This window comes from Thermosulfurimonas sp., assembly GCF_015491435.1.
Lineage (GTDB): Bacteria > Desulfobacterota > Thermodesulfobacteria > Thermodesulfobacteriales > Thermodesulfobacteriaceae > Thermosulfurimonas_A.
On record NZ_WFVX01000025.1, the window covers coordinates 1 to 6,317 of the forward strand.

Consider the following 6,317-nt stretch of genomic DNA (forward strand, 5'->3'; position numbering starts at 1 on the left):
CACCTCTGCCGCCCGAAAAAACCCCTCTGCCCGGACTGCCCCCTCCGGGACCTTGACGAATTTTCGGCTTGAAAGATCGGGCGTTTAAAGACTAAAATTTCACAAAATGCATTATGATCTTGCAGCCAAGGTTATTCTTTCCCGATGTAAAGAAGCGGTCCTTTCCGTTCTTTGTGGTCTTCCGATAACCTCCGCTCTCCCGGTGGAGACCGCTCCTCAGGAAACACCCTCCGTGAGGCGGTCGGACTTTGTCTTTCGGGCTTTCTTTGATGATGGTTCCGAACGCCTTGTTCTTCTTGAGTTTCTTTCCTACTGGAAACCCTGGATTCCTATAAGAACCCTTGAGTGTCGCTGCCGCCACCTCCTGCAGGAAGATCTCCCGGTAGTGAGCGTTATTCTCCTTCTTACCCCGGCCAAAGGAGCCCGAGATTTCTATACCGATGAGGAGGTGCATTATCATTATCGGCTGGTTAAACTTTATGAACTTGAGGCCAGAGAAGTTCTGGAAAGAGGGCCGGAATGTCTCTTTCCTTTTGTACCCTTAATGAAGGGCGGGGAAAGCCTTTTTGAGGAAGCGGAAAAGAGGATCTACGAGGGGAATTATAGCCGCGAAGAGAAGGCCGACCTTCTTACGGGAATGGCCATTTTGGGAGGCTTGATCTCCGAAGAAATTCCCGTAAAGCTTCTGGAAAGGAGGCGAGATCTTATGATTGAATCCGCAGCCTATGAGATCATTAAAAAGGAAGGGTATGAGGAAGGAATGCGGCAGGGGATACAGCAGGGGATACAGCGAGGCCTCCTTGAGGAGGCAAGGGAGATGGTCCTTGAGGCCTTGGAGGAGAGATTCGGGCTTTTGCCCAGGTCTATCATTTCCCGAATTAAAAGTATTGAGGAGCGAGAAATTCTTCGCACCCTGCTTCGTCTGGCCATTCGGGTTAAGGATCTGGAGGAATTTAAGTCCCATCTGGATCGGTTGGAAGGATAATTCCAGATTTTACCAGGAAGCCGTGGAAAGAAGAAAAACTCCGCAGAGCATTACCGCCGCGGCGAAAAATCTTACCTTAAGATGCGTTTCCCGGAAGAAGGCCCCGCCGAAAAGGACGCCGAAGAGGATGCTGGTGCGTTTTACGGCGATCATGTAGGCCGCGGGGGCCAGACTCATGGCCTTCATGTGAAAGACCACCATGGCCGCCTGGGTGAGTCCTAAGAGAAGAAGGGGACCGGGCCGGCGAGAGACCAAGCTAAGGACCCCGGGGCGAAAGATCGGGGAAAGCACAAGCGGCACAAAGATCCCCAGGATCACGAAATAGGTCCCTGCAAACCACAGGGGGTCGGTAAGAAGCAGGGCCTTTTTCCCCAGGACCGAGGTCACGGAATAGATCACCGCCACCCCGAGCATGAGGACCGAGCCCCGTTCCCGAAAGAGGGCTCGGAAGGGGGCCAGCGGCCCTTCGGAGAGGGCCGGAAGGTGAAGAAGATAGCTCCCTAAGACCACAAGGAGGATCCCCGAGAGTCCGCGCCGGCTCGGCTCCTCCCCCAGAACCAGATAACCGGTAAGGACGATAAGGGCCGGAGTGAAGGAAAGAAGCGGAAGGGTCAGGGAGAGGGGGGAGACGCGGATGGCCTCCATGTAGAGGATGAGAGCCAGGGTCTCGAGCGGAAGAAGAAGCCCCACGGTCTTTAAAAACTCGGGGTTCCCCAGGGCCGAGAGGGTGAAGTGCAGGTAGGCCTTTGGGGAATAGAGAGTGAGGAGGAAGAGGATCAGGAAGGGGATGGGGCCCAGGGTGCGGGCTACAGCCATACGGGCCATGCCTTCTTTGGCGAAGAATTTCTTGTTCAGCGCATCTCCCAGGGCCACGGAGAAGGCCGCGGCCAAGGAAAGTATCCACCAGGGCATGGCCTGTATTATAATGGAGGTGTGGAGTTCGTGCTTGCCACCTGGAACGTGAACTCGCTTAAGGCCCGGGAGGACCACGTCCGCCGCTATCTTTCCCTGCGCAAACCCTCGGTCCTCTGTCTTCAGGAGACCAAGCTTCGGGACGGAGCCCTTCCGGAGGAGGTCTTTTCCGCGGAGGGGTATCGCACCTTTCACGCCGGGGGGCCGGGAAGGAACGGGGTGGCGGTGCTGGTTTCGCAGCCGGCCCGGGAGGTCCTCCGGGGCTTTCCCGGGGAGGAGGATCCCCAGGCTAAGGAAAGGGTGCTGGCCGTGGAGACCGCGGGTCTTATCGTGATCTCGGTCTATGTGCCGAATGGCTCTCCGGTGGGTTCGGACTACTATCTTTATAAGTTAGAGTTTCTCTATCGTCTGAGGGAGCTTCTTTCGCGGGAGTTCAGTCCGGAGACCCCGCTGGCCCTGTGCGGGGACTTCAATGTGGCCCCGCAGGAGACGGATGTCTATGATCCGGAGCTCCTTTCCGGCCAGATCTGTTTTACCGAAAGGGAGCGCTCGGCCTTTGAGGTGCTTCTCTCCTGGGGGCTTTTGGATGCCTTAAGGCTCAAACATCCCGACCGGGCCGGGATCTTCACCTGGTGGGACTATCAGTTCGGAGCCTTTCGGGCCAACCGGGGGATGCGCCTGGACCACATCCTCATCACCCGGCCGCTTGCCGAAAGGCTCCGCGACTGTTTCGTGGATCGCGAACCCCGGGGCTGGAAGAAACCCTCGGATCATGCCCCGGTGGTGGCCGTCTTTAACCTTTAGCGCACAAGATCCCCGTACTTCTCCACGATCCTCTCCACCACGATGTGCGCGGTGTTGAAGGCGGCCATGATGCTTCCCTTCTCCAGGGCAATGTCCCCGGCGAGAAAGACCCCGGGAAGATTGGTCTCGTAGTATTCGTCGAGCCTGGGACGCCCGTCCTCGAACTCCACCCCGATGGAGCGGAGGAACCCGGCCGGAGTGCTTCCTCCCAGGCAGTAATAAATGCGGTCAAAGACCATGGTGTTTCCGTCCTTAAAGACCACCTTTACCCCCGCGGGATCCGGCTCCAGGTGATCTATGTCCGTATTGAGCATAAGCTTCACCCGGCCTTCTTCGGCTTTTTTCTCCAGGTTTTCAAGGTTTACGGGATTGATGCGGAAGAACTTGGGCCTCCGGTAGGAGAGATAGACCTCGTCGCAGCCCTGGCAGAGGAAACAGGCCGTCTCCGCCGCGGTGTCTCCCCCGCCTACCACCAGGACCTTTCCTCCGGTGGGACACTCACAGGGAGCCTCAAAGAAGACCCGGTCGCGCACCTCCTTGGGGATGGGATAGTCGGGCTTGCGGGGCTTTCCGAAGATTCCGATGGCGATGACCACGATGGGGGCCTCGGCCACCCAATCCGAACCCGAACGCAGCCGATAGCCGGCCTCCGTTCGTTCCAGGGCGTTTATTTCCGTTCGATAGCGGATGTCGAGATTGTACTCCCGGATGTAGTTTTCCATACGTTTCAGGAAATCCTCCTTGGATTCGGTTTCAAAGGAGCAGATTCCCAGGGGTTCGACCTTCATCTTGCGAAAGACCGCATCCACCCTCTTCCCGGGGCGATAGAGGCGCTGAATGGTGTCGCAGAAGGTCTCCGCCTTCTCAAAGATGACTACCGGAGAGATACCCTTGGCCCGGGCCTCCACGCCCACGGCAATCCCGGCCGGCCCGGCCCCTATCACCGCGATCTTGAACTTTTCCATAAGCTAACCCCCCGAACCAGGTTTTCTTTCGGGGGGCTAGCTTAGCATAAGATCAGGCCTTTTGAAAAGGATTGATGGTAAGCACCGGACAGGGAGCGGTCTTTACCACCTTCTCGGCCACGCTTCCAAAAAGGGCTTTCTCCAGCCCCTTGCGTCCGTGCGTTCCCATCACGATGAGGTCCGCTCCCTTGTCTTTGGCTATTTCGCAAATCTTGGAGGCCACCTCCCCGGATACCACCAGGGGTTCTACCTCCAGACCGGAGAGGTGTTCCTCCACGAATTCGTTCATCCGCCGCTGGGCCCCTTCAAAGAGTTCCTTTTCCAGCTTTTCCAGGGAGGTGTGCGGCACATAGAATCCGGCATAGCGCATGAGGTCCTCCACCACGAAAAGCGCACATACCTTGGCCCCAAATCTTTCGGCCAGTAACCGGACATATCCGGCTACTTTGGATGAAGCCTCGGTGAAATCCACCGGGAAGAGAATGGTTTTGATCTCCGGCATGGACAACCCCCTTTTCTGGATTATTTTTAGAATTCTTATCCTAGATAATAAGCACGGGGGGCAAAAATGGTAGATCTCCATACCCATTCCACGGCTTCGGACGGCACCTATCGTCCCGCCGAACTGGTGCGTCTTGCCGAAAGCGAGGGGCTTTATGCCCTGGCCTTAACCGATCATGACACCGTGGAGGGGCTTTCGGAGGCCATCTCCGCGGCCAGAGAGGCAGGGCTTCGTTTTGTGCCCGGGGTGGAGATCAGCGTAAAATTTGAGGGCTCCGGGCACTGTCACATCCTGGGCTACTTCGTGGATCCGAAAAACGAGAACCTGCGCCGCACCCTCTCCCTGCTTCAGCAGGCCCGGGAGGAACGCAACGTGAAGATGGTGGAGAAACTCCGGTCCCTGGGGGTGGAGATTACGCTGGAGGAGGTCGCGGCCCGGGCCGGGGGAGGGGAGATCGGACGTCCGCACTTTGCCGCCCTCCTGGTGGAAAAGGGGGTGGTGCGGAGCCCGGAGGAGGCCTTTGAAAGGTATCTTCGCAAGGGGGCCCCGGCCTATGTGCCCAAGGCCCGGCTTTCCCCGGAGGAGGCCTTTTCCGCCATCCGCGCCGCAGGCGGTATCGCGGTGCTCGCCCATCCGGTACATCTCCGGCTTTCCCCGGAGGAACTTACCCGTTATGTGGCCCGGCTCAAGGAGTTCGGACTCTCCGGGATCGAGGCCTACTATACGGATCACTCCCCGGAGTTCACCGCCCTTTGTCTTGATCTTTCCCGGCGCTTTGATCTGGTGCCCACCGGGGGAAGCGACTTTCACGGCCGAAACAAGCCGGATATAAAGCTCGGCCGGGGTCTGGGAAACCTCAGGGTGCCGGATGAATGCTACGATCGGCTTTATGCCCGCTGGGAGAGGGAGCGGGCCGCCCTTAGCCTCGCTTAAGAAGGGCGAAAAGGGTCCTCTTTTCCTCCGGCCTTAAGGGGCGGATCTCCCCTGGACGGAGGTCCGAAAGGCGTAAGGGGCCGAACTGGATCCTTACCAGGCGTTTCACCCGTGAGCCCGCGGCGGCAAAGATCTTCCGCACCTCCCGTTTGCGTCCCTCGTGAAGCCGCACCTCATAGACACATTCCCGCCGGCTGCGCCTTATGAGTTTTATCTCCTCGGGGAAAACCCTCCGTCCCTCGATCTCGAGACCCTCACGCAGGATGCGTAAAAGAAGGTCCTCCCGGGGCGGACGGGTCAACCACACCCGATAGACCCGGGGAATCTCGTAGCGGGGATGAAGGAGTTTCTGGGCCAGATCGCCGTCGTTGGTGAGAAGGAGGAGGCCTTCGGAGTCGCGGTCCAGCCGCCCCACCGGAAAGACCCCTGGAGGAAGCCCCCTAAGGAACTCTTTAATGGTGGGGCGTCCGTGGGGATCGGAAAGGGCGGTAAGGAAGCCCCGGGGCTTGTAAAAGAGATAATAAACCCGTTCCGGAAGTTTTACTTCTTTCCCGTCCACCTCCACCCGATCGCGTTCCGGGACCACCCGGAAGGAAAGCTCGGTAATCACCCGGCCGTTCACCCGCACCCGGCCGGCGCGGATGAGTTCCTCGGCCTTGCGCCGGGAGGTCACCCCGGCCCGGGCCAGGAAGCGGGAAAGGCGCATGGATAAAGGTTCCACGGTAAGAGATAGTTATACCTTTTGGCGCTCTTGAAAAGGCCCCTTAGCGGTTCCGAAGAACCGGGGATCTTAAAGAGTAAGGCGAAAGGTGTTACATTAGCTGGGGATGGAGTCGGAGAATCTTTTCGAGCCTATAGAGACCGTGGCCCGCAAGAAGGGAGTATGGGCCGAATTATGGGGGGAATTTTCGGAAGGCCTTTCCGTGGAACGCCGTGACTGTACTCCCTATGCGGTAACGCCCTTTCGGGAGACCGTTTTGGCCGTGAGGGTAATTCACCGCCACCGGGCCGGACTTTCCTACACCACCCGGGCCACCCCGGAATCCCTCCTTGAGGCCATGGAAAGGGCCTATGAGATGAGTCTCTTTTCCGAGGAGGAGGCCCACCCCCCGGAAGGCGGGGAGCTACCCTCACTCCCGGCGAAGGTTCCGGATATCCCCTCTTCCGCGGAACTGGAAAGACTTCTCCTTCAGACGGAGGAGGCGGTCTTTTCCGC

9 protein-coding genes are annotated in these 6,317 nt (G+C 58.4%); 5 read left to right on the forward strand and 4 right to left on the reverse strand.

All coding sequences use genetic code 11. The annotated features are described in order from the left end of the window. Both F8J34_RS09715 and F8J34_RS00940 read left to right on the forward strand, forming a co-directional pair. On the forward strand, positions 1 to 72 hold a 72-nt coding region (locus F8J34_RS09715; RefSeq protein ID WP_363315386.1), incomplete at its 5' end, for a hypothetical protein. Between the two features lie 160 nt (positions 73 to 232). Continuing rightward, positions 233 to 985, forward strand: a complete 753-nt coding sequence (locus F8J34_RS00940; protein WP_297055462.1) for a hypothetical protein — start codon at positions 233 to 235, stop codon at positions 983 to 985. Positions 986 to 994: 9 nt separating this feature from the next. Here F8J34_RS00940 and F8J34_RS00945 read toward each other — a convergent pair whose 3' ends face one another. Continuing rightward, the gene (locus tag F8J34_RS00945) at positions 995 to 1,897 is read right to left on the reverse strand and encodes a DMT family transporter (RefSeq protein WP_297055465.1); all 903 of its coding nucleotides are present in this window, start codon (positions 1,895 to 1,897) and stop codon (positions 995 to 997) included. 21 nt (positions 1,898 to 1,918) lie between these two features. On the opposite strand from F8J34_RS00945, the gene xth reads away from it, so the two are divergent. Next, a complete protein-coding gene (gene xth / locus F8J34_RS00950) occupies positions 1,919 to 2,701 on the forward strand; it encodes an exodeoxyribonuclease III (RefSeq protein ID WP_297055468.1) in 783 nt (260 codons plus the stop codon). On the opposite strand, the gene F8J34_RS00955 is transcribed toward xth, so the two are convergent. Beyond that, entirely contained in the window at positions 2,698 to 3,666 is a 969-nt protein-coding gene (locus tag F8J34_RS00955; protein WP_297055470.1) for an NAD(P)-binding domain-containing protein, read from the reverse strand. The two genes, xth and F8J34_RS00955, sit on opposite strands and share 4 nt — an antisense overlap. Positions 3,667 to 3,718: 52 nt before the next feature. After that, positions 3,719 to 4,168, reverse strand: coding sequence for a universal stress protein (locus F8J34_RS00960; RefSeq protein WP_297055473.1), 450 nt, complete (start codon positions 4,166 to 4,168; stop codon positions 3,719 to 3,721). Between the two features lie 66 nt (positions 4,169 to 4,234). Between F8J34_RS00960 and F8J34_RS00965 the strand changes: the two genes are divergently transcribed. Then, positions 4,235 to 5,101, forward strand: coding sequence for a PHP domain-containing protein (locus F8J34_RS00965; protein WP_297055475.1), 867 nt, complete (start codon positions 4,235 to 4,237; stop codon positions 5,099 to 5,101). On the opposite strand, the gene F8J34_RS00970 is transcribed toward F8J34_RS00965, so the two are convergent. Continuing rightward, on the reverse strand, positions 5,088 to 5,807 hold the full coding sequence (locus F8J34_RS00970; RefSeq protein ID WP_297055478.1) for a pseudouridine synthase: 720 nt from the start codon (positions 5,805 to 5,807) through the stop codon (positions 5,088 to 5,090). The genes F8J34_RS00965 and F8J34_RS00970 overlap by 14 nt on opposite strands. A gap of 121 nt (positions 5,808 to 5,928) precedes the next feature. On the opposite strand from F8J34_RS00970, the gene F8J34_RS00975 reads away from it, so the two are divergent. Then, the coding region (locus tag F8J34_RS00975) for a DNA gyrase modulator (RefSeq protein ID WP_297055480.1) at positions 5,929 to 6,317 on the forward strand (389 nt) is incomplete at its 3' end.